This window comes from Mesorhizobium sp. M0001 (assembly GCF_040324255.1).
GTDB lineage: Bacteria > Pseudomonadota > Alphaproteobacteria > Rhizobiales > Rhizobiaceae > Mesorhizobium.
In genome coordinates, this window is record NZ_JAMYVS010000021.1 from 1 (window position 1) to 22,830 (window position 22,830).

Sequence of the window (22,830 nt, forward strand, 5' to 3'; positions counted from 1 at the left end):
CCGAGAAGGTGAAGGTGACGTTCGAGTTGTTGTCGGTGTCGCTGAGCGCGCCGTCGACGATGTTGACGATGACGCTCGGGTTGAGCGTGTCGATGGTGACCGTATCGGAGCCCGCCGCGCCGGTGTTGCCGGCAAGGTCGGTGTAGCCGCTGGCCGTTACCGAAACGGAGCCAAGACCATCAAAACCGTCTGCCGCCGTGAACTTCGCCGTATAATGCGAAGCATCAATCTTCACAAAATCAGTCAGCGTGCCATTCATTGCCGTAACATCGGCAGAATCGAAGCCCGTCACCGGACCAAGAAAAGTGAACGTCACGACCGAGTTGTTGTCACCATCATTTAAGGAAGGGTAGACAATATTTACGGAGACAGGAACATGCCCGGCGTTATCGAGAACGACAACCCGCTCGATCGCGGAGACCTTGAGGTTGATCGTGGCGAATGTAAATTCTGCCTGACCTGCTTGGCCGGTATTCGTGTTCGAGTTCGCGGCAATGAAGGCACGAAACTGAGCAAGTTCGGTGTTAAACGCCGTCATGAATGACGTATTGGCTAGTTGATCATTGCTTAGATAGATAGCGAGCGTATCGATCTCGGCAGTGCCTTTCGCAGCATTGCCGTTACCGCCGTCGTAGGTGTCGTAGCCGGAAAAGGCTGTTTGTCCGACGGTTGTCCCTGTGCCGTAGACTTGGCTACCAAACTTGTACTGATTTTCCCACGCGCGATAGATGAGCGTGTCCGCTCCCGATCCGCCCAGGACCGTATCGAAACCACTGCCTCCATCGAGCGTATCGGCGCCTGAACCGCCATTCAGGCGATCGCTTCCGGCACCGCCCAAAAGCACGTCGTCTCCACTACCGCCGACCAGATTGTCGTTGCCGCTTGTACCAGTTGCCGTTGCCATACCCCGTCCCCTATCTCGCTAGTTGTTCTTGTCGATCGAGAAGTGCCGACATTGACCTGCCGCTTGCAGCGGCGTCGCTCAAAAATTGTGAACCTATGAGGGCAAGTTCGCCTTCGCCAACAAACGGCTTGATCCTGGGAAAGAGCGCCGGACCAAATGAGTTCGCATCCAGACCAATGGCATGTGTACCAATGCCAAACGCCCACGCTCGCGAGTCCGGCAAACACAGCTTGATGCCTGCTGAATCTGCGCAGGCAACAGCGGGCTTCTTCGGATCGGTCGAGGCGGAAAACTCATCATTCGGAGAGCAAAGTGTGATTTCGGCCAGATCGCTACTCGACCCATCGAGAGATATAATGGTCAGAACGGTGGAAATGGGGACGGGCGCATTTTCGGCTAAGCGGTAGGTATAGTCTCCGCCCTGTGGCGTATCGGGAAGCAACGTCGACATTCCGTCGGCGTTTATGATTTGAGAAGCAGCCATTATAACCCCCTTACTCATACACAGATGCCCCCACATCCGTTTACCGACCGCACTGAAAAGACAAAGCACTCGCTATCAAAGCTCATAGACTTAGTCAGCCCACCCAGCCACCGCTATGTTACGCCTTGCGAACGGCTGACTCAGCAGTACCGTTTACGGATGGCGGCTCGATGTTGATGATGATGATGATGATGTTGCGACGAGATTGGTCGTCGCGCTGCGTCTCCCCTTGCGTCGGCAAACTCGTCGGCTGCCGATCATGTTTTTAAGAAAATGCTTATATTAGGAGATTATTAACTCTTCCGAGGGGGAGTCGTCAACATTCGACTAGCGTGACAGTTAACAGTCAAAATAAAACGTGCACGGAACCGGCTGCGGACCGCCTTCCAGAAACGCATGCCCCAGTCAGGTGAATGTGTAGCAGCAACCGCCGATCTCATGGACAATTGCGTTTCACTGTGTCGGTTGCTGTAACCATCTGAGAAGGTCCCAAGAGTCCGAATTTCCGCACCTTGGCCTTGTCTTTCGACCAGGAAGGGCAGGGATGGTCTGATTTCGATGCATCGTCTCTCCGGTAGGAGAGGTAATTAGGCGCGATCAATATCCGGTTTCGATCATTCTCAGGCCGGCTCGAATTGTCCTGGAAGTCTTAATTGGCATCGAGAAGGTGATGGGGCTGCCCGTCAAGGATCTGCTCCAAGCAGTTAATCCAAAACCTCACCAATCTTTTGGAAAACGCGGCGGCTGAAAAGGCGGGAGCAACCCAAAAATGGCCGGCACACTGATCTCCTTCAAAATTGCCGATATTGCGCGCGGATCAAGAGCGCACGCTAAGGCAACATGGAGCCTGGCAGGGTAGAGGCGACGGGCAAGATCGTGGTCATCGCCGCTACACATACGAGCGAACCGGAAAACCCCATCGACCAGTGTATAAAAAATCATGCGCGTTCGTCTTAAGGGGCTGAACAGCCGCACGAAACAACTCGCCGACGGCAGCCTCGTCACCTACTAGTGGGCTTGGAAGGGCGGGCCACCTTGCCTGGCAAGCCTGGAGATCCCGAATTCATCGCGGCCTACAAAGCTGCCGCCGCGACCAAGGCCAAGCCGCGCCAGGGCGCGCTCCTGTCCGTGATGAATGAATTTCAGGCCAGCTCGGATTTGGATGACCTGGCGCCGCGCAAGCAAGCCGACTATGTCAAGCTGATCAAGGTTATCGGAAAGAAATTCGGTGACTTCCCGCTGTCGGGCATGAGCGACCGCCGCACGCACGGCATCTTCATGGAGTGGCGCGACGAGCGCGCCAAGGCATCGCGCCGACAGGCAGACTATGGCTGGCAGGTGCTGGCGAGGATCCTGTCCTGGGGACACGGTCGCGGCCTTGTTCAGCCAATCCTTGCGAGAAGGGCGGGCGCCTCTATCGCGGCACCAGGGTGGCTAACGTCTGGACTGCCGCCGACGAGGCCGCATTCTATGCCAGCGCTCCCGCGCACCTGCATCTGCCGCTCACACTGGCCTTGTGGACCGGCCGGCGCCAGGGCGACCTGCTGCGGCTCACTTGACAGCAGTATGACGGCAAGGTGATCCGCCTGCAGCAATCCAAGACCGGAACTCGTGTGGTCATTCCCGTCGGAGGGCCGCTCAAGGCGTTGCGCGACAAGGTCGGGCAGATACTTTTGAACAGCGACGGCGTGCCATGGACCTCAGATGGCTTTCGATCATCGTGGCGCAAGGCCTGCGCCTCGGCCGGGGTGGTCGGAGTGACCCTCAATACATTCGCGGGACTGCTGTAACGCGCCTGGCGCTCGTCGAGGCCTGGGTGCCGGAAATCGCAACGATCACCGGCCACAGCCTTCCTCAACCGAGATCCGGCGCTCGGCGAAAGCGCCATCCGCAAGCTCGAAACGGGAACAAAAATTACCGACCGTGCGTCCGACTGACACGAAATGTTCTAATGATCAAACGGAAAAATCGCTTTCTGGGGAACCTGGATTCGAATCATAGCTGCAGGTCACGTCGCACCTTTACCGGATAGCCGTCGGCATCCTTGCGCTTGTCGAACTGCTTGGCGCGGCGATTGCAGCCGGCATCGAAGTAGTCTGCCGGCCAGCGAACTTCACCGGAGGGCAGGGTGCGCTTGCGGACTTTAGCCATTCCTATTCCTCGCGGTACTTTGGATTAGGTTGCGTGGTGTGGGAGCGAGCTTGCCAGACCGTATAGCGTTCCGCCTCTTTCGCCAACTCTCTATCATTTCTTTCCGCGACGCTCCGATGGCCTCGAAAACCTCTTGGCCGATGGGGACGTCTCCCGAGGCGTATTCATTCGCAAGCTTGATTGCTTCGCCTAACTTTGGATTGTTGGCGAATGGCGCAAGTTCAACGAAAAGATTGAACAGGTTGTCCAGACCGGAACAGTGCCGACTAACGGTTAATGTCGGCAGTGTCCCGAATCATGATTGGCTGGAGCGATGGCGGTACTGGCGTTCGATCTTGTCTATTTTTCCGGCCTGACCCTAGGCGACCTGCTGGGCAGCGTCATTTCGTTGCTGGCGTGTTTGGTGCTCTACAACGTTTTGGCTACGGACCGCCCGAACCGATAGGTCGGGTCTAACCCGCGTTCGCCATTCCAAAGCCAAGGCCCAGGCCGATTGCGACGCCAAGGAACAGCTTGCCGGCCATGTCGATGCGAAGGCGCATACAGGGCGCCATGCGTCTGTGCGGGCGCTCTGAGGCCGTTGCCGACGTCATCGAAGATCGTTTCCATCGGTCGAGTCTCCGAATCTGTGAATCCCCTGTTTGATCCGTCAAAGTCTAACGATCAGGGAAGCGCCATGAAAGCACGTGCAGTAACGGTTGATTCAACCATTGCTGGTATAAGTGTGGGGTGGGTGGCGGCTCCGACAGCTCGGGGGTGGAACTGAGTGCCGAAGCCGCCTGCGCAGCCAAGGTTGGGGTTTGACCGCGCCGTCCTATTCTGGGACAGCGCGGTCAACGATTCGTTAAAATTTTCCGGACCTAATTAAGTCGGTGCTAATTGCGCCCTTCGGCCTTTTTGGGTCAGCCGGGAACATCCCCGCTCCGAGGCTGTTCGGTCACACCCGGCTCGTTCTCAGCGGTCCCTGCCGGTGACCAAGATGGCCCCTCACTCATCATGGTCGGCCCGCGCTCGGAAGCAGGCGCGGGCCATCCCTGCACAAGCCCGGCGTCTCCAGATGTCAGCGCTCTGGCGCGAGCCGGACTGCATAACGATTGCGGATGTGGCTGTTAAAATAGACGCCCTTGGCAAGGCAGCTTTGAACGCAGCAACTGCCTCAGCAGGTACGTCCAAAAACTCGTAATGCTTCCCGCACCACTGCGGCCGTTCTAGAGCGTGCCTCAGAACGTTCTCAAACGAGGTTAGCTGGAGTGGACTTCATAGCGTCACGGGAAACATACGGAACGATACGGGAAGATTTCTGATTTTGGCCCAAGAAAAAACTAATAAAATCAACGATTTTTAGACACCCTCCGGGCCCACCAGTCGCCTTCATGCACAAGGCTTTGCGTCGAGGGTAGACAACCTGGTTAGACAGTGGGTTAGACAAACCGCTTCAGAAGCTTCGCCATTCCATCCACGGCGAGCCGCTCCTGCTCCGTCCTTGCTGTAAAGCTCTACGTGGTCCAGGTCGTCGTGGCCGAGAATGCCTGCCGATTGTTTCGGGGTCGCGCCCTCCTTGGCCAGTACTTCCCCAGCGTCTTCCGAAGTCCATGCAGCGTGCAGCCGGGCCCCATGCTCGCCATCTTGCTCCAGTGCGCCATCATGCCGGTCAGCGACCTCTCCGAGAAGGAATTGCCGTAGGCGTTCAAAATCACCGTGTCGGCCGAGCCCCAATGCTTCGGTGAGCACATAGGTGATCGTTAGCGGACTTCAAATGCGATCCGCTGCTCACTAATTACTTGATCCCGTAAGTTACATGATCACGTACCGACTTTTTTATTGAAATCCCGAATTCGGTGGCCTTACAAGACCGATGTTGCCATTGCTCGTAGGTCGGCTGTGATGGATAACGTGGTTCCATTTCGCAAGGCCGTGCCTTGCGTCGAAGTGACAGAAACCTGCGGCGAATGGTTCGTCCGCGTGGTTGAGAAAGATCAGGAAATTGCCAGGTCATTCAATCAGGAATCGTTCGCGTTGTCCTTTGCAGAAGGCCAGCGGATACGCCTAGGGCTAGCGAAGGTCGTGCGCCTGTAGGGCGCTGTGGGGCGGCATTGTAGGCATTCAAGCATGAGCGGAACCTAATTTGCAGCCGCAAATTAATGTCCAATGAATGAACTCCCAAACCGGAAAAAACTCGTGCCTGACCCTCAACCTCGGCGCGGCTCCAACAAAGGTGTGTTGCTAGCGGCTGCAGCGCTGCTGTTTGCCTTTCTCGCTCTTATTCTGTTTGGGTTTTTTCAGTAAGTGCGCGCGGCGCCGGCTTCCTAGAGAGGGCAGAGCACCTGCCGACGTGATCTTCGATCGCTCGCGTCCTTGCGGCGGGGCGACTATCCAAGCCGGCTCGGTTCGTCGCTCCTGACGGGTTCGGCGGTCCCACCACAGCAGGATGATCATTCGGCAATTTTTGGCAGCGCCGGTATTCAACTCACGCCCAAAGCGATTGAACTGAAGCTGGCCGTCGATGTCGTGACTGACGCAGCATGAGCCGAACAGGCGAGGCAAGCGCAAGCCTTGGGGCCCAACCTCAGACAGACGAAGCACGCTCGTGCAGTCTGGAGACAGCGCAACGAGTTATTCATTCGGGCGCCTTCGCATCACCAGCGGAACGAAAGAGTTAACTGGCGGTTTACTAGGGAAGGATTGCAGGACGAAAAACATTGAGGATTTCTGCCATGACAATGTTGTTCGAACCACTCGACTCTGAAGGTTACAAGCGCAGCGTGGTCTACCATGCGGCACGCTTGTCCATGCTCCACAATCGAATGCTGAAGCGTTTCGACAAGGTCGATAAAGCGGCTGAAAAGGTTGAAGCCGAGGTGGAGTTGTTTGATGAAGCTGTTCGCACTCTCTACGAATGAGCGGCATGTTGACCGCCGACGTTCCTGCTAGCGCGTATACGGGCGCGGGGTTCACCGTTGCGTCACCAGGCGATGTCGCGCCGCGTATTTGGGCTTGATAAGCACGATCTAATGTATACGATTCACCCAGCCGGCCTGGCTCCCCCGCCATCGGGCCGGTCAGGCCCGACGGTTCAACGCACCACCCCAAACGACTGTCGGGCCGCTAGGACTCTCACTGCGCAGCCGGGTTCATGCTTTGCCTTTTTTTCTCGAAAAGCGCGAGCTTGGTCATATAACCAATTCTGATTTTTGCATGGCATTGGGTGCAGTTGAAGTTGGATATCACCTTCAACCACGATCCCTTTTTTATGATGACATGAGAACAGTTTGGACATTCCAGTTCCAGGTACTCGTCCCCCATATCGTTTGAAATCGGCACTACGACACTCCCCAACAGTTGCCCGTGAAACTTGCGCTTCGAGATCGGCCGGCACCTCCGTGCTCAAACCCCGAACGTGGGTCCTTGGCAGATGTTCCGCAATCCGACCTCTGGCGACCGGGATCGGACCTAAGTCCAAATCGCCGCAACAGGCCGAGAAGTGGAACCCCGGCGGATGCTTTTTGAACGCTGAATTTCCGTCCTCGCCGGTCGTAGTCCGCCGTCCTCATGGCCAAAGCGCCAATGTTGCCCTTTGTGAGACTGACCTCGTCCGGCCTACCAGGTCGCCAGGGCGCAACTCCGGTAATAATGCGGCGGAGCGAATGTCAGCGCGAAGCTGTGCGCAGGGACGCCAACTCGCTGACAGCAGCAAGGATGACAGCATCGGTTGCCGGCTTCGGCAGGAATCTGCAGTCGCGGAAAGCCGCGGGAACGTCGGCGGGGCCAAATCCCGACAAGAAGGCAAAGGGGATGCCTCGCGCCTGCAATATCCTCGCCACCGGCAGACCCGTTTCACCGTTCAGCTGGATGTCTAGCAACGCCACGTCAATCTTGTCCGATTCGACAAGACGCAGAGCGGCGGATACCGACGGCACAGGTCCGACCACCTGATAACCGGCGCGACGCAGCCGCGCGGCAGTGTCCTGCGCGACTAGCCATTGATCCTCAACAATCAGAACACTCACGCTTTCGCTCACGGCCCCTCTCTGCGATTGACCGGAAATGAGATGTCGATCCGAGACCTTCGGACAGTTGTTTCGACATGTCCGCAAACCTATAGGTAACCTCTCCATGCAGCAAGGTGAGGCTGATGCTGGAGCGGAGGCGCTTCCACCGACCACTTGCTGAATTACCGGAGCCGAAGATTAGCGCGTCAATGGAGCTGCGGTCCGCGCCTCCGCTCCATCAGAGTTGGATAGGCGTTTACCCCTCTCCACGATCCACAAAATCTAAAAGCCGCCGTACCGCGCCATTGGCTCTTCAAAGCATGAGCAGCACCTCTCTCTCCATCTTTGGCGACCTGAGATTGCAATCGGTCAATGAGCGTCAGAAGTGCGATGCACCGAGTTTGTGCCTGCAGTTTTTCGAAGGAAAGGCTTGAGAATTCATGATTTCGGAGCAGGTTTGGCTGGCGCATGAGCGCCGCAGATCTATACTGGGGAGATCAAGCGATGGGGTCGGCCATGAGCAAAGAGTTCAGTGTAGCTGATGCCTATGGCGCCGGCCGCGCCATGTTCATGGGACTTGAACTGCTGGTTTCGCCCGGTGCGCTCGTCCCCAGACCTGAGACCGAGTTGCTCGGCAAGACCGCGCTTGGTGTGTTGCATCAGATGAACCTGCCGGCTCCGCGCATAGTTGATATGTGCTGCGGCACTGGGAATCTGGCGTGCGCGATCGCCTACCATGTGCCCAGCGCCCTTGTCTGGGCAAGCGATCTCACCGATGAATGCGTCGAAACGGCACGCCGCAACACCTCACATCACGGCATGGCTGAGCGTCTTTCGGTGCTTCAGGGCGACTTGTTCGACTCTCTCATCGGCCTTGGGTTAGACGGAACTATCGACGTAATCGTCTGCAATCCGCCTTACATTTCTGAAAAGCGGCTCGAGGGCGACCGCGCCCATCTGATCGAGCTTGAGCCGCGCGAGGCGTTTGCAGCCGGCCCTTACGGCCTGAGCATTCATATGCGCGTACTGAAAGACGCACCGCGATACCTGCGGCGTGGCGGCATCCTGCTCTTCGAGGTCGGGCTTGGCCAAGACCGACAGGTAGCGGGTCTGCTGGAACGCAGCAAGGCATTCGAGAACATCCGTTCGGTCTCGAACGAAGCGGGCGAGGGCCGGGTGGTTCTGGGGCAAGTCAAGAGGCAGGCATGAATCCTGCGACAATCAGACCAAATACGGGGCTGCTCTGGGCGTTACGCTTACCCATCAGTTCATTTTGCGGATGATGTATTGCTCGATCCCCTGGATGGAATCGAGGTTTTCAGGCAGAAGTTCGCTATCCTCGACGGTAATGCCAAAGGTCTCCTCGATGAAGCCGATAATCTCAAGCACACCCGTCGAGTCGACAATGCCTTGATCGAGCAAGGATGCGTCATCCAGCAATGCCTTGACGTCGCTGACGTAGAAATTCGAAACCAAGAAACTACGAATCTGCTCGCTGTAGATTCCGGTGCGTTCCTTGATGGTCAACATGAATTCGTCCTCCGTGGCGTCACCATTAAATCAGCGACTTGGTTCTGGCCCCGTATCATGACAGCGCCGTTTTCTTGAGTTTTCCCGTGTCCGTCATCGGCAGGTTCGCCACAACGACGATGGATTTCGGGACCATGAAGTTTTCCAGACGCTTCTGGCACTCCTTCTGCAGTTCCCTTTCGCCAATGGCTCTTCCATGCTCCATCACCACAAAAGCTTTCACCGCTTGCCCGAGGAGCTCGTCGGGAACACCTATGACAGCCGCTTCTCGGACTCCTGGAATGTCCATCAGTACATTTTCCACTTCCCTTGGCGCCACCTTCTCGCCTCGCGACTTTATGATCTCATCCCCACGGCCAACGAAGTAGAGGTAACCCTCCGTATCCATCCGGCAGTAGTCGCCGGTGTATAGGACCTGCTCGCCGGGCAGCGGGCCGGGTTTGAGTTTCCTGGCCGTTGCCTCGGGCTTGCCCCAATACCCGTTCATCACCGTTGCGCCGCGAATGACGAGTTGGCCGACAACGCCTGGGCCTATCCGCCTGTCATGCTCGTCAACGATCCACATCTCCGTATTCGGGATTGCGATCCCTACGCTCAATGGCTTTCGCTCGAGGTCCTCTGGCGGCAAATAGGTGCAACGTTTGCATTCGGTGAGACCGTACATCGAATAGATGCGTGCACCCGAAAACAGCTCGCGAAGCATGAAAATATGCTTGAGGGGTAGGGCTGCCGCAGTGTTTGTGACGTAGCGGATGCTCGAGAAATCCTGGTCTTTGAGGGACCTGAGTTCGGAGAGTGCGGCAAAGATTGTGGGCACGCCGGGAAAGCCCGTAACTCCCTCCTGCCTGATCAACCCGAGGATCTGTGCCGGGAAAGCGAACGAGCGTTCGAGCACCAGCCGGGCGCCGGTACGAAAAGCCATGATCATCTGGTACAGTCCATAATCGAAGGCGAGGGGTAGGACATTGAGGATCACCTCGTCCTCGGCAATCGCCAGGTAGGAAGCGACAGACGCGCACGCGGCCATCATGTTTCTGTGCGTCAGCATCACGCCCTTGGGTTCGCCCGTCGACCCGGACGTGTAGATGATGGCTGCCAGATCAACATCGATGCACTGCCGTGCCGGCGGCGTATCCGCGCCATTGGCGAGGGCGGCGTCCCAGCGCACGGCAAACGGCAGCTGGGCGAGTTCGACGTCGTCGATCGGTCCCGATACGATCACCCGCAGAAGTGACGGGCAGCCGCGCGCCGGCTCGCGGAAGATCGCTTGCAGATGGCCGTCCGTGATGAGCGCCGTCGGCCGGCAGTCGTTGAGCAGATAATCGAGCTTGTCGCTCTTGGTGAGCGGGTTGACGATGCACACCACCGCATTCGCCTTTAGCACCGCCCAGAAGCTAACCACCGTCTCGACGGTGTTGTCGGCGAAGATCATCACGCGATCACCGCGAACGACTCCGGATGCGGACAGGTCCCAGGCGATCGCGTTGGCTCGCGTTTCGAGTTCGAGGTAGGTGACACGCTGCCTGTTGCACACCAGCGCCACCTTACTTCCGTGTCGGACGGCGGAATGGGCGAGGTAGTCATGCAGCAATGGTACGGCATCATGCAACATACAGGCGCTCTTCCCGATGTTCGCAGTCGACGTCGACGCTGAGCGTGCATTCGAGCGTTGCACTGGGACAACCCGCGACGAACTGCTGATGAAGAAGTTGGGTCGACAACACGCCGACCAGCGCCATGTTGTCGGCATTGGACAGGTCGCCATCGCCAGTTCTGGCCTGGCATTTGGCAAGCAGGTGCGTGACCCCCTTTGGATCGAAGACATTCGCCTCGCGCAGGGCCTTCTGCGAAACCGCCTCGCGAGCGTAATCCGGAGCGTCTGCGCCGACGAAGCAAAGCGCGTTGGGCGCGCGGAAGGGCTGCTTCTTGCGGGCTACGATCTCGGAGGGCAGGATGGGTGCCGCCATGCGCTTCAGCACGTGCTTTTCGTCGAGGCCGCGGAGTTTGAAGGAGGGCGGCAGCGAATTCGCGAGCCTCACAAGTTCATCGTCCAGGAACGGGAAGCGCCCCTCGACGGAGTGAGCCATCAGCATCCTGTCGCCTTGCGAGGAGAGCAGATAGCCCGACATCAGTGTTTGCACCTCGAGATACTGGTCCTGCGCAAGGGGACTCCAACGGGCAAACTGCGCGGGCAGACGGGCGAGCAACTCGGACACGGCGTCGCGGCCCTGCGTTCGAGCCCGCATATCGGCCGTAAACAAGCGCTTGATGGCCCTGGTGGTTTGCCAGCGGGTTTCATGAGCAAAGCCCGGCGCGTCGTAAGCCTGAATATTTCGCCCGAAGAACTGACGCGCCATCGCCTGCTGTTGCACCGGCGAGCGGGTGAGATAGGGGTAAAGGCGTTCCAGGAGCCGAGAGCGTCGTGTCGAAGTCGGGTGGCGCCCCCAGAAGCGGCGGACCTTGCCTTCGCGGAACAGGTCGTAGCCGGCGAACATTTCGTCAGCGCCTTCGCCGGTCAGCACGACCTTGATTCCACGCTCGCGCACTAGGCGCGAGAGCAGGAAGAGTGGCGCCGGGGCAGTCCTCAGTATCGGGCGTTCGGTGTGTCGGATTACCTCCGGAAAGATTCCGGCTATATCTCTGCGCGAAACGACCACTTCATGGTGCTCACTGCCGGTCGCCTCGGCAACCATTCGCTGGAAGCGGGTCTCGTCATATTCGGCGTCGGCAAAACGCAAGGAGAAGGTTTGGAAGCGATCGCCCGCGAAGCGCCTCGCGAGCGCGGCCACAAGCGAACTGTCCAGCCCTCCGGAGAGGTAGCACCCGACAGGCACGTCGGCGCGCACCATTCTGAGCGCCGTCGCGGCCTCAAGAGCGCTAGACACGCGGTCCACCGCGTCGTTGGAGGACCCGGGGAACTCGCCCTGCCGCGATCCGAAATTGTCGGGATAGGAAGGCTGCCAAAAAATCCGCTCACGAACGGTGCCATCCTGATAGATGCGGACACGACCCGGCTCGAGTTCGTTGATTCCGTGGAAAACTCCTTGCGGCGGAACGACCGTCCAGAGCGTGAACGTCTGATCGATGCCGGCTGGATCAAGGGCGCGAGGTATGGTTCGATCGGCCGCGAAAATGGCTTTCACTTCGCTGGCGAAATAAAGCCGGTGCGCATGCTCGCTGAAATACAGCGGGCAAATGCCGAAGCGGTCGCGCGACAATATAAGACGATTGGCCACTGAATCCCAGATCGCAATTGCCCATTGGCCGTTCATCCGCTCGAAGGCCGTTTCTCCCCACTCACGATAGGCGTGTAGCGCGACCTCCGTGTCGCTGCGGGTTCGGAAGCGGTGGCCGAGCGCCGTGAGTTTTTCACGCAATTCGACGTAGTTGAATATCTCGCCGTTGAACACGATCCACGTCGTATCGCCTGTGTCCGCCATCGGTTGCTGGCCACTGGAAAGATCGACGATGGACAGGCGCACATGCGCCAGCCCCGCGCGTCTGTCCCGGTAGAGACCGCGCCCGTCGGGGCCGCGATGCGCCAGCGCGCCCATCATCTGCATCAGCGCCTGCCGCGAAGGAGAAGCCGCTGTGGCATTCAGCGCCACGATTCCAGCGATGCCGCACATGCTCGGTCAATCTCCGCCTTCCGCGGACAGCAAAGGCCGCGCGTGAAGATAGTGGGCCGCCCTTCGTTTCGCTTCGATGTCCTTGAACACTTTCTGAAGCTGGGGCTCGGTGAGGCCAGCAACCGCCGCGAGCTCATTGCTGGCGACCCCGTGGTTCAGGCCGTAGAGGCATAGATCCATCAGGTGATAGGGCAGCGCGAAATAGAATTCTTCCTGGCTTTGGGTCATGGAAAAGGTGTCGGTGGTCGGTGGCCGCTGCCGGATTTCATCATCCACCTCGAGATATTCCGCGAGTTGATAAACCTGGGTTTTGTAAAGGTGAACGATCGGCATCACGTCGGCGGCTCCGTCGCCCTGCTTGACGAAAAAGCCCTGGTCGTACTCGAGGCGATTTGGAGTGCCGACAACCGCGTATTTGAGGCGGTCGGCGTGATAGTATTCCGTCATCTTGCGCAGGCGCTGCTTGTAGTTTGTCGCAGCAACGATCTGCAGATAGGCAGCTGGCGGCAGACGCACGGTATCTACTTTACCCTGCGGATCCTGGACCGTGAGGCGGGTTATATTGAGCCCGCTGCTCTCCAGAACCGACGCGATCACCAGCTTGCATTTCCACCCTTCCCCATAATCGGGAACGACGGTCTGGATCGCCTCGATCTGCCGGCGGTAGGCCCCAATGGCCTCCAGTGCCGGTGCTATGTCCTCAAGGACGCTTTCAATGCCAAGCTGTGCCGCGACGCGGCGGCCAAGTCTCAGGGAGTCACCGGAAGAATCCCGCTCCGGCATGAACAGTCCCAGGACCTTGTCTTTCCCGAACGCGCGCATGCACAAGGTCGCGACGACGGAGCTGTCGATACCGCCGGAAAGACCGACAACCACGCCGCGACGATGCAGGGTGCCGAGAACCTGAGTGCGCAAGGTGTCAATGATGCGATCGACCTCCGCGCCGGCAGCGAGCGCCAGCATGTCCTTGCTGAATTCCGGAATTATGTCGATGACAAGTCCTCCCTTTTGCGAGATTCGGCGGGGGAATAGGTCTGCACGATGGCCGTCTCGATAAGCGGACGGTTGGTGGCAAGGTTTGGTTCGACGACAAGGTCGATGTGGCTGCCCGTGATCGAAATGACATCCAGGTGTGCCAAGACGCTGTCCCAGCCCAAGGCCCGCGGCATTCCCTCCCTGCGACATCGGAACAAGGTACCGGAGAGGGGCAGAGCCGGTTTCGGTGCCTCAAGCCACTGGAAGAATGACTTCGCCCTTAAAACCTCCTGCAGTTCCAGTTTGGTCCTGAAGATCGTCGGGTTGAACTCTCCATTGGCAAATCTGTCCAGAATCCTGGCCAGACGCGCTTCGCCGCCCACGGCGACGGTGATCTTCGCAAGGGCTCTGCAAGCCATCCGGTGCGCGGATATGCGGTTGGTGCGAATACGATAGAACGTACGGGTAAGAGTCTCCCAATGGTTGCTCGGCTCGTCCAGAAGGCTCGTGTCGAGGATGCCCAGGAACCGCACCGTTCGCCCGGCCTTCATGAGCCGTGCGGCAACCTCGAATGCAACCGCGCCACCCAGAGAATGGCCGAGAAGTCGCACGGGGCCCGCAGGTTGGATGCGGCTTATCTGCTCGAGTGCGGCGCCAGCCATGGCGCTGAGGGTGTTGTGTCCGTCCAGTATCGCCGCAAGGCTCGGATATCGGATGGGGTTTACACGGGCGACTTTCCCCATGGCGGCTGCGAACGCAGCCAGGCTCGGACCATAGCCAACGGACCCTGGAAACAGGAAAAGAATCGGGGGGTGGTGCTTCTTTTCGCGCCCTTCGCCTAACCGTGCAGAGACGACCGCCTCAACCATCTCGTCCAAGCTCATGCCGACGGTGAATGCCTCGAGGCCCAGCTCTTGCCCGATGGCGTTTTCGATCGCCATGACGCAGTGCAGCAGCTGCAGCGAATCTCCTCCAGCATCATCCCAGTTTCCCGTGGCAGTGCCTGTGTTGAGAACCTGCGTCCACGCGTGCTGCACTATTTGACGCGTGTCCTTTGCTCCTCCGGCGGGCGGAGCATCGAGAGTGGACGACCGGGCGGCTCGCGCCCTCCTTCCGTGCGAACGATCTATCTCGGCCAGTGTTGCCAAATCGACCTTACCTCCCGACAGGCGTGGGATTGCGTCAACTGTGTGCAATCGCAAGGGACGCAATGGTGCCGGCAAGGTCATTCTGAGGAGCTTGCGAAGGTCGTCTGCAAAAGCGCCGCCTGCGAAGCGCTGGGGAACCGCGAAGGCGATGAGTTCCTGCGCGGCAGTTACCATCACCACGGCATCCGCCACCGAAGGCGCGCAACGCAAGACCCGTTCGAGTTCGGCGGGCTCGATGCGTCGACCATTGATCTTGATCTGGCGCCCTTTGCGGCCGACGATCCTCAAGATGCCATCATCGTCGAGCCGAACGAGGTCCCCGGTCGAAAAAAGCCGAGCCTCGGGATCGTCGGGGTCCGGCTGCGAGGGAACGACCACACCGTTCTCCCAATGACCAAGCAGGACATAGCGGCTTTTGATAAGAAGCTCTCCACTTTCGCCTGGCCCTACATTGCGCTCCGCTTCGTCGACGATAGCGAATGTCATACCAGGGAGCAGCCTGCCGACGGGAACCGACGCGTCTTGCTCGGGCCAGTCAGGCGGCAAGAACCATTGCGAACCGATGGTTTCAGTCGATGAGTAGCCGATCTGGATCAGACACTGGTCCGAAACGGCTTTGCGCAGCAAAGCGATGTCCGTCCATGACACTTTCTCCCCACCGATCCGGGCCACTCTGAGCGGCCAGGAAGCGTCGGCGGGCGCCTCAGCCAGGAGGGCTCGAAGCAGTGCCGGCACAAGATAGGCGATCGTCACACCTTCGGACTGCAATCGAGCGCGCGTAGCGCGCAGGCCGACAGCCTCCACCTCGAGAAGATGCAACGTGGCGCCCGTCAGCAGCGCCGCAAAGATCTCCCGGCAACCGGCGATCGTGGCTGGCCCGGTCAGCGGCAGGAAAACGTCATCCGCGCTGATATGGCACGCATCGACATATTGCCGGACCCGCCATAGCAGGCTGCGTTGGCTGTTGACGATTCCCTTGGGGCGCCCGGTGCTGCCCGAAGTGTAAAGCACCAATGCGGGCGCATCGACCGAAACCATAGGGGGCTTATGCTGCTGTTCTGGGTGTTGATCGTTGGACGCCACGGCGGCCGCAATTTCGATCCAGATGATCTCTTGGGCCAATTCGACCGGGCGAACATTTTCGGCGCCTATAATCGCGCCGAGCCCCGCGGCACTGACTATATCGAAAATGCGAGAGGCGGGATCTCTTGTGTTGAGCGGAACCGAAGGCCGTCCCGCCGCCATGGTCGCCAACATCGCCACAGGATACCAAGCGGAGTTTGCTTGCAGGATGCCGATGGCCTGCCCTTCGGGGACGACGGCAGCGATATGAGTTGCCAGCGTCTCGACCGCCCGGAAAAGCTCAGAAAAAGTCAGGCGGTTCGCGCCGTCGCTGATTGCGAGCTTGTCAGGATGCCGCCTGGCGACATCTCCAAGGTGGTCGAAGATTGGAATGTCTGCAAATTTGGCACCCATCTGTCGGTAACGGCGCCAGACTGGCCCCCCTTGGTCAAGGTCATATTCGGGAACGACTGACCACCTTCGGGTGGGTCGCAGATCCACCTGTAGGTTTTGATTTGCCACTTCCGAATGCAAACACACTGAGGACATTCAGGGCCCCGCCAAGCTGTCGGTCGAACATCGCTCGCCACGGAGATCTTTTCATCAATCATTCGGATGATGCCTCGATCTTGCCTAGCCAGCGCTTCCCGAGCGTCCTTCAGAAGTTTTGCCATTTGTGTCCAGCACCGGTCGTTTTTCCTTGCAAGCTCCGTGGAGCGCAAGACGGCTTGCCCAGGCGAACGGAGCGATCGGCATCTCCGCTAGAATCCGGGCTCGGTGCCCAGATTCACTGACTGGAACAATCATTCAAATGAACGTTGGTGTGATCTGAAATCCGGCTAAGCTTGATCGGTAGGGGAATGACTGCTCGTTCGGAGACGAGAGCATATGATCATCGAGTTGTTTGGGCCGCCTGGCGCGGGTAAAACCACGCTGCTTCGCGGCCTCTGCCAAGGGCTGGCGAGACACGGCATCAATGTGAAGACAGTAAATGGGTATCGCCTGATTGAACCTGGATCGGCTCAGGATGACGCTCCGGAAATCCGCCACGGCATAGGGCGAATTGGCAAGAAGATTGCCACATCCGGTCCTATCTTGCTGTCGACCTTGCCAAAGGACAGTGTCGCGGCCCGGCTTCTGGCATCGATCCCTCTTCGAAGCCGCGTGTGGTCATGGCGCATGAAGGTCGACATCGCCCAACTGTGCCAGTCCTGGCGCCAAGCGCGGGAGTCGCCCGGTTGCTTCATCTTCGAAGAGGGCATGATTCAGGCTTTGTGTGCGCTGGGTGTGCTGGCTAGAACTCCAAGCCTGGAGGCGGTCCGCAAGTGCCTGGCGTTCCTGCCGCGGCCGGATCTCGTTGTGCAACTCGACGCGCCGCAGGAAACGTTACGCCGCCGTCTTGTGGATAGGCATGCTCAGCAACCGCTCCTCGAGGTTATGCTGTTCGAACTTGGCGTGGACAAAGGATTAAGGCAGGCCGAAATCTCAAGAGAGGTCGGCGAGTGCCTGCGCCAGGACCGATGGCCGTTGATACAGGTCAATGGTGCTGAACCTCACGACGTGGACGGGGTCGTCGCGCGCGTTCTGGGAGAGCATGTTGGTCATGCTACCCCCAGGCTGGCCCATGACCTATGATCCATGACACATTTATGCATTTGGCGCCAAGCCGGGCAGCATCTGCCGCCAAAGCGCGCAATCATGTCGAATCGTGCTGATCGAGCACTTCGAGCATGGTCGTCAACATGCTTCCGACTTCCTCAGAGATTTCCTCGGGGCGGATTCCCGCTCTGATGGCATCCGCCGTTGCTTGGTCCGCAAGTTTCGCCGCAAGAACCGGATCGGCCTTGGTGTAGAGTGGGATCTTGTCCTCTACCCATTTCTGCAGGAATTCGATGCCGCGCGCGCTCATACCAAGTACAAGCTCGGCGGGGCTTCTTGGTTCCGTCAGCCATATTCAAGAACGTCAGACCATCTCGCTCAGGCTGACGTTCCCACGGTCACGTCACGATGAACGAGGACGCCGTCAGAGCCAGATGTGGCGATAGAGTGGCAAATTGGATCTGATGTGCGCCGCCCGAGCCGTCGCTGTCAAAGGAAAGCGCGCCGGTCGTGCTGTTATAGACGATGTGATCGCCGCTGTCGTGCGCGGCCCTGCCGGCGTAGAACGCCGAAGAGGGAAGGGCGCCGGTATGCAGGCCGGCAAACACAGTGTGGTCGAGTTGGATCTTGTCGTGGCCCACTTTGAAATCGGTGACCTTGTCGATATTGCCGAGCTTGAGAGCCGAATCGAAGACAAAGACGTCGTTGCCGCCATGTCCCGTCAGAACGTCTCTCCCGCCACCGCCGTTGATAGTGTTGCTCCCGGAATTGCCATCGATGGTTTGGGCGAATTCGTTTCCCGTGAGCTTGATGGCGGCAGTTCCCAATTTGCTGGTGGTCGCAAGATGCTCGACCTGCGAGCCGGCCGACAGCGCGTAGCTGACCGATGCCAGCACGCTATCGTTGCCGCTGTGCCGCAGTTCCACCACCTTGTCGCCGGCGTTGTTGACATAGTAGGTGTCGTTGTAGCCGCGGCCCATCATCGTGTCCGCGCCAGCGGTGCCGCGAAGCACATCCGCGCTACCCGTGCCGTAGAAAATGTGATCGCCGGTGCTGGTCGGAGGGACACTTGTGGGCGGAGGCACTGTGCTGGTAGGCGGCGGCGTCGGTTCGCTGGCCGAAGGACCGCTTGCGGTGCTCTGGTTGTGTTGAAGGAACAGAGCCTGCAGCGTCGGCGAGCTCTCAAGCGCCGTGTCGCCCTGTTGAGAACCCCAAGCATAGGCATAGTCGAAGGCCGGCGAAGGCGCTACCTTGGCCCAGTGGTCCAACATGGTCTTTTCCTGAGCAACGCTGGGCAGGACATAGCGACCGCCCGTGTCGGTCGTCCAGTCGCCGCCGCCGAAGGTCTGATACACGGGAACGACCTGACTGAGCGGGATGCCCGAGGCGACGGCCGCCGCCACAGTCCTGTCGATCATGTTGTAGTCAATCGTGCTTGTTCCGGTCCGTACCGGGTAGGGATCCAAGCCGTAATAGTCGATATGCGTGTTGGCAGGATTGAATGTGTTTGAAAAGTCGGGGTTAGCGGAAGACCCCATGTTCATCATGGTTATGAAGGTCTTGGCGCCGGGCAGGTGGCTGTGGATCCAGTCTGACTCCGCCTTCAGATCAGCGGCGGTGGCATAAGTTCCCCATTTGCCGGTCGGGTCCGGCTCATCGACGAGGAAGAAGCCAAACACTTTCGGATTGCCGATGAAGGGCGTGACCTTCTGGATAAAGGAGGAGGTTGCACCATCTGCTTCATTGAGCCACACCAGGCCTTTCTGGCCGGCCGGCAAGGCGTTGAGCTGGTCCAAGGAAGATACATCAACAAGATTGAATCCGGCTTTCGCGACCTCGGAGGCCGACCCGCCCGAGGCGTAATGGAGTGTTGTCATTGACATACCCTTCGTCCGATTCGGTAGGCGCCCCACACCTGCCTAGGGAAAGGATCCATTAGCGACAAATCAAATACCGGCGCCCCTTGATAGAATCTTTGATCATACTCCGGAAAACACAACAGCCTCGATGCTACGCAGAGGTATGTAGATGATCCAAGTATGGGGTGCTCAAGCCTGCAACGAAAGCATTGCAGGAAGTCTGCCGGAGCGCCTTGTGCGTTTGCAGTGGCGGCAATCGGCCAATGCGCGCTTGGGTTGCGCGAGCCACCGCCCAAATGCGCGCTTCCGCAGGATTTATTCGAGCTCAGACCGCAAAGGAACCGCGCCCTGGCGAAGCCTCCCATTGCAGCCGCTCAATGCTCCTCGTAAAAAGCCTCGGCGCCAAAATGAGCAAGGCAGTACTCCACAAGGTCATGCGAGGCGCGCGCCGCTGGCAATTGCGGAGAGGCACTGAACTGGATCCCACCGGGTTCAACGGAAAGGCGGGCGTGCCGGTCCGGATGACGGCGAGCATGGCAACGCGGTCGCCCATCCGCGGGAAGAGGCGGCTGGTGGGTCCGACCATATCCAGAGACCGGGTGAAAGCCTGCTTCCAGACGAAGCGATCGGGAGAACTGGCGGTGCGAGTCATCACACCGCCTGGTCGCGATGTTGATCCGGCGAGAGAAGGCGGGCGGAAGTTGCTTTGAACGCGGCGCGCGGACCTTTCGAACACAGCCCTTTTTTATATCCGGCCCGCCGTGTCGTACGCGAAGATGTCGTCCTTGCACCGTCAGACCGGATGAATCCAACTCACTGACCGAGGCGACAGCGATTGTGGCTGCATTGCCGCTTCGTTGATCAGCTTGCTTCATGCAAACAGACGAGGACAGCACGAAAGCCTGCTCCTAGCGTGGGACTGGCTGTTGTGTGTTCAGGGGCGATGAAACCGGCCATGGAAACCGCGGATAGGATCAGCTGTTTTACGCGATTGGTATCGCATCCAGGAGCGACAGGATGAGTCCGCATCTGGTTTGCGTTGGAGGCGAGGATCATAGACTAAGAATCCCGTTTCTTTTGGCGCTTCGCGAAAGGGGTTTTCAAGTCACTGCCGTTTCGAGTGATCTCGGAGCCGCCTTCTCACCCCATGGCATTGCCCATCGCCGATTTGGGTTCGACCGCTTTGGCAGCGGCGGTGCAGAATGGGGTGCTGTAAGCGCGATCCGTGAACTGATGTCCGAACTGCGTCCGGACATCATTCAAAGTTTCGACACCAAGCCCAATATCCTAACTCCACTGGCGGTGCGCGGGCACGTTCCCGTCGTTCGCACCATCAACGGGCTTGGTTGGACATTCTCGTCGCGGGAGCCGCGGGCCCTGGCATTGCGTCCTTTCTTTTGCGGCCTTCAGGGGGTGGCGTCTCGTTGGACAGCCATGACCGTCTTCCAGAATAGTGATGATCAGGCCTTCTTCGAGCGCTATCGGCTGGTGGCTCGCGGCAAAGGGCGACTGATCCGGAGTTCTGGCATCGACCCCGATGCATTCTCGATGGCAAGGTATCGTGGTCCTTCGGCTGCCACGATGCGCGAGGAACTTGGCCTACAATCGGCCCAGGTCATAATATTTGTCGGTCGGCTCACGCGGCAGAAGGGGATTCCAACCCTCATCGAGGCGGTTCCTCGCGTTATCCGCGAGAGGCCCAACGCGCGTTTCGTACTTGTCGGCCCGCAAGACTCCGAAGGTCCGTTTGCCGTCAGCAGAGCCGATATCGAGCGCCATGTTCCCCACGTTGTCGCATTGGGGCCAAGGCGCGACATTCCAGCCCTCCTTGGCATGGCGGATATCTTTGCGTTTCCGACGCAATATCGCGAGGGAATTCCGCGTGTCCTGCTGGAGGCGGGATTGTCCGGATTGCCGATCGTCGCCTCGAATATGCCGGGCTGCAACGATGTGGTTGAGGATGGCTGGAACGGCTATCTCGTGGCGCCGCGCGATGCGGATGGCTTGGCCTCCCGGATAGTCGATCTTCTTTCCGACCCCGCCCGTGGCAAGACGATGGGCAGCCGTTCCGTCGGATTCGTGCGGGAGCGGTTCTCGCTGTCGTGGGTGATCGACCAGTATTGCGACCTGTACAAGACAATCCTGGGTGGCAGATATCGCAGCAGGCTTGTTCAAGCTGCGCAGGCGAATCCGAGGGAAGAGGCGGTGCCAAGCCCCCATCGACTGGGTGAGGCGCGGCAATGATGCGTGATGCGCTTCTGGCCTTCGGCGTCGCGATGTCCTACGCGGCGCAACTCAGCATCCCAGGGCTGCCCTTCGGCTACAGCGAACTGTGCCTCACGCTCTGGATAATGCTGTCGATGACGCGAATCCTTGCTGGCGGCCAACTGGAGGTTACGCCGGCCCTGGCCAAGCTTGGGCTTTTCTGGCTGATCCTGGCGCTTGCCATGGGCGTGGGTTACATCATCGGTTTTCTGACAACCACGTTGTTCCTGGATCCGTTGTTGCACGACACGCTGGCCTATGTGCTGTTGGCGTGCGTCACCTGTCTGGCCGCTGCGGAGCCCAACGCGTCTTTCCGTTTGCGTCGTATCGCCTGGTGGATGGTTGCTATCGCGAATGCGGGCTTCATCATTCAGGTAGGGCTTGGCTTCGGCTGGCTCCATCAGGCTGGGGTCGAGCCCTGGTACTGGGACCGCTTCTGCGGATGGTCCGACAATCCGAACCAGCTTGCGCTCTACTGCGCCCTGCTCGGTCCACTGGCCTTGCATCTTGCCACAACCACCAGCAATAAATGGGGAAGATGCCTTGCCCTATGCAGCCTCATATTCACCGTTTACGTCGGAAGGCTGACAAAAAGCGATACCTACCTTTATACCACGGTCCTGGCTTGTCTGATCCTTCTCGGGCTGCGGGTCCGGGCCTGGCTGACGAGCGACGGCAATAAGGCGAGCCTTTCAAGGCAGCTTGCCGTCTTGATGGCCGTTGGCTTCCTGCCGCTGGCCCTGTCTATAGCGCCCTATGCCCTCAGCGAGGCCTCCAGCGCCGAAGACTTCGCCAAGAGCCTGACCAAAGACAAGGGCGGGGAAGCGACTGCCCAAACCGCGGCGCTTCGCCTCTACCTCTGGAATGCAGCCTTGGAGAAGGGGGCACGATCGGGATCGCTTGGACTGGGTCCGGGCCCGCACCTAGATAGTCCGCCCGTGGTCAATCAACAGTTTTTGCCGCGGCCCTTCGAGGCGCACAGCACCATCCTGGATCTCTACACTCAGGGCGGCCTGATTTCAGTTCTAGCCCTGATGTGGATCTTCGGCTCGGCTGCGTTGTCCGCCTGGCGGGCGAAGCTGGACGCTCTGGTGGCGCTCGTGGCATCGATCGCCGTTTTCAGTGCTCCGCATTTGGTCATCCGCCATCCGATCGTGTGGTTCTGTCTGACCCTCTGCCTTGCCGCTGGGACGCCGGAAGCGATCCCTGCGATTGTTCGCCAGAGGAGATGCTAG

At 58.9% G+C, this 22,830-nt stretch carries 20 protein-coding genes; 9 read left to right on the forward strand and 11 right to left on the reverse strand.

Annotated features, from left to right (window positions below):
- Together NKK50_RS29455 and NKK50_RS29460 are read right to left on the reverse strand one after the other, a co-directional pair.
- On the reverse strand, nt 1-904 hold a 904-nt coding region (locus tag NKK50_RS29455), incomplete at its 3' end, for an Ig-like domain-containing protein (RefSeq protein WP_352544277.1).
- Nucleotides 905-914: 10 nt separating this feature from the next.
- Nucleotides 915-1,388: a hypothetical protein gene (locus tag NKK50_RS29460; protein WP_155923510.1), complete on the reverse strand. Its 474-nt coding sequence runs from the start codon at nt 1,386-1,388 to the stop codon at nt 915-917.
- 1,035 nt (nt 1,389-2,423) lie between these two features.
- Here NKK50_RS29460 and NKK50_RS29465 point away from each other — a divergent pair.
- Together NKK50_RS29465 and NKK50_RS29470 are read left to right on the forward strand one after the other, a co-directional pair.
- Complete coding sequence (locus tag NKK50_RS29465) at nt 2,424-2,969, forward strand: hypothetical protein (protein ID WP_245265751.1); 546 nt, start codon at nt 2,424-2,426, stop codon at nt 2,967-2,969.
- Nucleotides 2,966-3,178, forward strand: coding sequence for a site-specific integrase (locus NKK50_RS29470; RefSeq protein ID WP_245265752.1), 213 nt, complete (start codon nt 2,966-2,968; stop codon nt 3,176-3,178). The genes NKK50_RS29465 and NKK50_RS29470 overlap by 4 nt, the downstream gene beginning before the upstream one ends.
- A 205-nt stretch (nt 3,179-3,383) precedes the next feature.
- Here NKK50_RS29470 and NKK50_RS29475 read toward each other — a convergent pair whose 3' ends face one another.
- Nucleotides 3,384-3,539: a hypothetical protein gene (locus NKK50_RS29475; RefSeq protein WP_023744425.1), complete on the reverse strand. Its 156-nt coding sequence runs from the start codon at nt 3,537-3,539 to the stop codon at nt 3,384-3,386.
- A gap of 313 nt (nt 3,540-3,852) precedes the next feature.
- Between NKK50_RS29475 and NKK50_RS29480 the strand changes: the two genes are divergently transcribed.
- The 3 genes from NKK50_RS29480 to NKK50_RS29490 all read left to right on the forward strand — a co-directional run bounded on the left by NKK50_RS29480 (nt 3,853) and on the right by NKK50_RS29490 (nt 6,439).
- Entirely contained in the window at nt 3,853-3,984 is a 132-nt protein-coding gene (locus NKK50_RS29480; protein WP_023707393.1) for a hypothetical protein, read from the forward strand.
- 1,439 nt (nt 3,985-5,423) lie between these two features.
- Nucleotides 5,424-5,615, forward strand: a complete 192-nt coding sequence (locus NKK50_RS29485) for a hypothetical protein (protein WP_023670878.1) — start codon at nt 5,424-5,426, stop codon at nt 5,613-5,615.
- Nucleotides 5,616-6,253: 638 nt separating this feature from the next.
- Nucleotides 6,254-6,439 (forward strand): hypothetical protein, encoded by a 186-nt coding sequence (locus NKK50_RS29490; protein WP_023681021.1) that lies wholly within the window; start codon nt 6,254-6,256, stop codon nt 6,437-6,439.
- A gap of 747 nt (nt 6,440-7,186) precedes the next feature.
- Here NKK50_RS29490 and NKK50_RS29495 read toward each other — a convergent pair.
- Nucleotides 7,187-7,558, reverse strand: a complete 372-nt coding sequence (locus tag NKK50_RS29495; RefSeq protein WP_023670881.1) for a response regulator — start codon at nt 7,556-7,558, stop codon at nt 7,187-7,189.
- 486 nt (nt 7,559-8,044) lie between these two features.
- Between NKK50_RS29495 and NKK50_RS29500 the strand changes: the two genes are divergently transcribed.
- On the forward strand, nt 8,045-8,737 hold the full coding sequence (locus NKK50_RS29500; RefSeq protein WP_023830916.1) for a N5-glutamine methyltransferase family protein: 693 nt from the start codon (nt 8,045-8,047) through the stop codon (nt 8,735-8,737).
- A gap of 54 nt (nt 8,738-8,791) precedes the next feature.
- On the opposite strand, the gene NKK50_RS29505 is transcribed toward NKK50_RS29500, so the two are convergent.
- From NKK50_RS29505 to NKK50_RS29525, 5 genes are read right to left on the reverse strand one after another with little or no spacing between them, the layout of a single operon-like run.
- A complete protein-coding gene (locus tag NKK50_RS29505; protein WP_023670883.1) occupies nt 8,792-9,058 on the reverse strand; it encodes an acyl carrier protein in 267 nt (88 codons plus the stop codon).
- A gap of 55 nt (nt 9,059-9,113) precedes the next feature.
- Nucleotides 9,114-10,670, reverse strand: a complete 1,557-nt coding sequence (locus NKK50_RS29510; protein WP_023830100.1) for a class I adenylate-forming enzyme family protein — start codon at nt 10,668-10,670, stop codon at nt 9,114-9,116.
- Nucleotides 10,660-12,687 (reverse strand): asparagine synthase (glutamine-hydrolyzing), encoded by a 2,028-nt coding sequence (gene asnB / locus NKK50_RS29515; protein ID WP_023697128.1) that lies wholly within the window; start codon nt 12,685-12,687, stop codon nt 10,660-10,662. Before asnB ends, NKK50_RS29510 begins: the two co-directional genes overlap by 11 nt.
- Nucleotides 12,688-12,693: 6 nt before the next feature.
- Entirely contained in the window at nt 12,694-13,680 is a 987-nt protein-coding gene (nadE, locus tag NKK50_RS29520; protein ID WP_502896574.1) for an NAD(+) synthase, read from the reverse strand.
- Entirely contained in the window at nt 13,671-16,421 is a 2,751-nt protein-coding gene (locus tag NKK50_RS29525; RefSeq protein WP_023744430.1) for a non-ribosomal peptide synthetase, read from the reverse strand. The genes nadE and NKK50_RS29525 overlap by 10 nt, the downstream gene beginning before the upstream one ends.
- Nucleotides 16,422-16,760: 339 nt before the next feature.
- Between NKK50_RS29525 and NKK50_RS29530 the strand changes: the two genes are divergently transcribed.
- Nucleotides 16,761-17,507, forward strand: coding sequence for an AAA family ATPase (locus NKK50_RS29530; RefSeq protein ID WP_352544278.1), 747 nt, complete (start codon nt 16,761-16,763; stop codon nt 17,505-17,507).
- Between the two features lie 61 nt (nt 17,508-17,568).
- On the opposite strand, the gene NKK50_RS29535 is transcribed toward NKK50_RS29530, so the two are convergent.
- Nucleotides 17,569-17,781 (reverse strand): DUF768 domain-containing protein, encoded by a 213-nt coding sequence (locus NKK50_RS29535; protein WP_023817752.1) that lies wholly within the window; start codon nt 17,779-17,781, stop codon nt 17,569-17,571.
- 88 nt (nt 17,782-17,869) lie between these two features.
- Nucleotides 17,870-19,348 carry a M10 family metallopeptidase C-terminal domain-containing protein gene (locus NKK50_RS29540; protein WP_352544279.1) on the reverse strand — a complete coding sequence of 493 codons (1,479 nt, stop codon included), beginning with the start codon at nt 19,346-19,348 and terminating at the stop codon, nt 17,870-17,872.
- A gap of 999 nt (nt 19,349-20,347) precedes the next feature.
- On the opposite strand from NKK50_RS29540, the gene NKK50_RS29545 reads away from it, so the two are divergent.
- On the forward strand, nt 20,348-21,574 hold the full coding sequence (locus tag NKK50_RS29545) for a glycosyltransferase family 4 protein (protein WP_023834090.1): 1,227 nt from the start codon (nt 20,348-20,350) through the stop codon (nt 21,572-21,574).
- Nucleotides 21,571-22,830, forward strand: a complete 1,260-nt coding sequence (locus NKK50_RS29550) for an O-antigen ligase family protein (RefSeq protein ID WP_023681031.1) — start codon at nt 21,571-21,573, stop codon at nt 22,828-22,830. Before NKK50_RS29545 ends, NKK50_RS29550 begins: the two co-directional genes overlap by 4 nt.